Source organism: Arenimonas sp. (assembly GCF_019459675.1).
Lineage (GTDB): Bacteria > Pseudomonadota > Gammaproteobacteria > Xanthomonadales > Xanthomonadaceae > Arenimonas.
The window spans coordinates 1-3,756 of record NZ_JAIBFH010000160.1 but is presented as its reverse complement, the minus strand read 5'-3'; the positions used below and the strand labels follow the sequence as shown (position 1 = coordinate 3,756).

The 3,756-nt window shown below is 72.4% G+C and carries 3 protein-coding genes; 1 reads left to right on the top strand and 2 read right to left on the bottom strand.

Going from position 1 to position 3,756, the window contains the following annotated elements:
* Nucleotides 1–1,444 (top strand): M28 family peptidase (locus K0M70_RS05745; RefSeq protein ID WP_290780471.1); only part of this gene is annotated, 1,444 nt, incomplete at its 5' end.
* An 81-nt stretch (nt 1,445–1,525) separates the two neighbouring features.
* On the opposite strand, the gene K0M70_RS05740 is transcribed toward K0M70_RS05745, so the two are convergent.
* The gene (locus K0M70_RS05740; protein ID WP_290780469.1) at nt 1,526–2,767 is read right to left on the bottom strand and encodes a hypothetical protein; all 1,242 of its coding nucleotides are present in this window, start codon (nt 2,765–2,767) and stop codon (nt 1,526–1,528) included.
* Nucleotides 2,768–2,803: 36 nt separating this feature from the next.
* A partial coding sequence (locus K0M70_RS05735) for a TrmH family RNA methyltransferase (RefSeq protein WP_290780466.1) occupies nt 2,804–3,756 on the bottom strand: 953 nt, incomplete at its 5' end.

Genomic DNA, 3,756 nt, shown 5'->3' with positions numbered 1-3,756 from the left:
CCCCCCCCCCCCCCCCCCCCCTCCCGCGCCCCCCCCGGGCGCCTCTGGCCCCCCCCCCCCCGCCGCCCCCCCCGCCGACGCCATCGCCGCCGCCGAGGGCCTGCGCGACCGCGCGATGGCCGGCAGCCAGGCCTGGGCGGTGGTGGAGTCGCTGACCACCGAAGTGGGTCCGCGCATGGCCGGCACACCGGCCGATGCGCGCGCCGTGGCGTGGGCACGGGCGAAGTTCACCGCGATGGGCTTCGACAGGGTTTACCTCGAGCCGGTGACCTTCCCGGTGTGGCTGCGCCATCATGAAAAAGCCGAAGTGCTGTCGCCGTTCCCGCAGCCGCTGGTGATCACCGCGCTGGGCGGCAGCGTCGGCACCGGCGCCAAACCGCTGGAGGCCGAAGTGGTGGAGTTCGCCGACCTGGCCGCGCTGGTGGCGGCGCCGGAAGCCAGCCTGGCCGGCAAGATCGCCTACGTGTCCAACCGCATGGTCCGCTTCAAGGACGGCCGCGGCTATGGCCCGGCCGTGGGCGCGCGCAGCAACGGCGCGGTGGAGGCCGCGAAGAAGGGCGCGCTGGCCGTGGTGATCCGCTCCATCGGCACCAGCAGCGACCGCTTCGCCCACACCGGCACCATGCGCTACCTGCCCGACGTGCCGCGCATTCCGGCCGCGGCCCTGTCCAATCCCGACGCCGACCTGCTCAGCCACATGATCGCGCGCGGCAAGCCGGTCAGCCTGCGCCTGGACATCTCGGCCGAAACCATCGGCGAGTACACCTCGCACAACGTGATCGGCGAGATCCGCGGCCGCGAACTGCCCGACGAAGTGGTGACCCTGGGCGGCCACCTCGATTCCTGGGACCTGGGCACCGGCGCCATCGACGACGGCGCCGGCGTGGCCATCACTGCCGCCGCCGGGGCTCTGATCGGCGAGCTTGATCGCGCGCCGCGCCGCACGGTGCGCGTGATCGCGTACGCGAACGAAGAACAGGGTCTTTACGGCGGCAAGGCCTACGCGCAGGCGCGCGCGGACGAAGGCCTGGTCGCGGCGCACCAGCTGGGTGCGGAAAGCGACTTCGGTGCCGGACGCATCTACGCGCTGCGCGCCGGCGTGGACCCGGCCGCCTGGCCGGTGATCGAACGCATCGGCCAGGTGCTGGCGCCGCTGGGCATCGCCACGGAACCGCAGGGCGGCAGCCCGGGCCCGGACGTCGGCCCCATCGTTGCGCTGGGTGCGCCCTGGGCGCAGCTGGCGCAGGACGGCATGGACTACTTCGACTACCACCACACCGCCAACGACACGCTGGACAAGATCGACCCCAAGGCGCTGGACCAGCAGGTGGCGGCCTACGCGGCGCTGATGTACCTGGCGGCGGAAACCGAGGTTGACTTCGGCAGCGCGCCGCCGCCGGCCGCCGCTACGGCTCCTGCCACTGCTGCTGATCCCGCAAAGTAGCCGATCGTCGCGACGCGCCCGGGGGCATCGGCGCCGGTGTCACAGCGATGACGGCGCCAATAGCCATGGGCTTGGGGGGCGTCAGTCCAGCAGCGGCGTCGCCAGCACCTTCGACGGCGCGCCGGTGAGTTTCTCGACCTGTTCGCGCAGGTCTTCGCGCGACACCTCGCGCAGCGGGATCAGGGCGCGCACCACGTCGTCCAGGCTGCGCTTTCCCTTCGTGCGCTGGCGCACTTCGACGTCCAGCGCGCGGAACAGCTGCACTGCGCGCGCCGTGCGCGGGCCGTAGGAGCGATTGCGGGTGAGCGTCTTCACCCGCTTGCCGTGGTTGGCCATCCAGTCCTGGGCCTTGTCGGCGCGCGCGTCGCTGAGCAGGTCGGCGCGCCGCAGCAGCTCGATCGAGTAGTACTCGGCCAGGCCCTCGGCAATCCAGTCGTCGCCGTCGGCGCCGCGGATGCGGGTGATGACGTGGGTGAGTTCGTGGGTGAGCGTGCTGGTGCCGTTCTCGCTGATCAGCGGACGGTCGGCGTGCAGGAACAGCGAGCGCGGACCCGACAGGCCGCCGCGCCACATCGGGTCGCCGGCGCTGACGATCAGCAGCTTGGACGGCAGCGTCCCGAACGCACGCTTGAACTCGGGCACCAGGCCGTTGAAGAAGGCCAGCATGTCGTTGCGGCGGATCACGTCGCCCTTGGGCCCGGCCACGCTGACCTCCATCCCGTCGAGCAACTCGCGCCGGGTGCCGACTGCGCCGGCGATCACCCAGCCGATGGGGCGGTCGAAGTTGCGCTCGGGATTGGTGACCACGAACGACTTGCCGTCGCGGCTGCGCACGAAGGGCGTGTCCACGTTGGTCCAGCCCTTGGGCAGCACGAACCGCAGGCGCGCGCGGGAATCCGAACCCTTGGTGGCGCGGATGCGGGCGCTGGGCACCAGGTCGTCGCCGCGCACGATCACCCAGTCGGTCGTCATGCGGGCGTCGTAGCCGCCGCCCGCGCGCTCGTTGCTGATCCGATAGCGATAGCGCAGCTTGGAAGGCTTGCCGGCCAGGGGCACCCAGGTGACGGTGCCGCCCTTGCGGCTGATGCTGCCGTCGCCGCTGACCTGGGTGTAGCGGTCCTGGGGCATGCTCAGGCGCATCTGGGTCACCCGGCCGGTGTCCGGGCGCAGGGCGATGGTGACCTGGGCCTGGTCGGACGCCGGCAGGAACTGCACGGTGTAGGTGACGTCGTACTGCGGGCGCGGCGCGGCCACCGCCGCGGTTGCCAGCGCCAGCAGGAGGAAACAGGCGCCCAGGGCGCGCATCAGGGGTCGAATGTCCATGGGGCGATTATGCCAAGTACGCGCTGAACCCAGGATTCAGGCGTGGCGCTGGCGCCACCATTCGCCCAGGAACACGGCCGTGGCGGCGGCCACGTTGAGGCTGTCCACGGCGCCGGTGCCGGGAATGGCCAGGCGCAGCGCGGCGGCCTGCGCCAGGGCCGGGTCGATACCGGTCTGCTCGGCGCCCATCACCAGCAGCATGCGCTCGGGCAGCGCGGCCCCGTACAGCGGCTTGCCGCCGCGCACCACCGTCGCCACCGCACCGAAGCCGGCCGATGCCAGCTGGGCCAGGCTGTTGTCGGCGCGGCCCATGCGCACCAGCGGCACCTGTTCGGCGCCGCCCTCGGCCACGCGCGCGGCGGCGCCCGACAGGGCCAGCGGTGATTCCTTGGGCAGCAGCAGGCCCGCCACGCCGAAGTGCGCGGCGGAACGCAGGATGGCGCCCAGGTTGTGCGGGTTGCCCACGCCGTCGAGCCAGATCGCCAGCTGCGGGCCGGGTTTGAGGTCCTGCAGCCAGTCCGAGAGGTTGCCTTCGGCGGCGGGCACGGTGCCGAACACTACGCCTTCGTGGTGGGCACTGGCGGAAAGCTTCTGCAGGTCTTCGTCAGCCACCACCGTATAGCCCAGGCGGTGCTTCACGCAGTGCGCCAGCACGGCGTTGAGGGCGTGGATGCGCGATTCAAGCAGCCAGACCTTGCGCAGGTCCTGCGGACGGCGCGCGAACATGGCCAGGCAGGCGTTCAGGCCGTGCCGGCGCTGTGCGCGCGGCGCACGGGGTGCTTCGAAGGCGCCGCGCAGCTGGTCGGCATCGGCTTCGTCGCGCGCGTAGTCACGGTGGCGCTCGGGCTGGCGCTCGCGCGGCGGGCCGCGGCGCTCGGCCGACGCCGGCGGTGCCGGACGAGCCTGGCGGTCGCGCTCACGCTCACGCTTGTCGCGCGGCTTGCCGGGCGACGGGCCGCGGGACGGGGAATAGCCCGAAGGCGGAAATG

Bases quoted from the DNA above. Each gene is read 5' to 3' on its own strand.
- K0M70_RS05740 (WP_290780469.1), bottom strand. From the start codon at position 2,767: ATGGACATTCGACCCCTGATGCGCGCCCTGGGCGCCTGTTTCCTCCTG.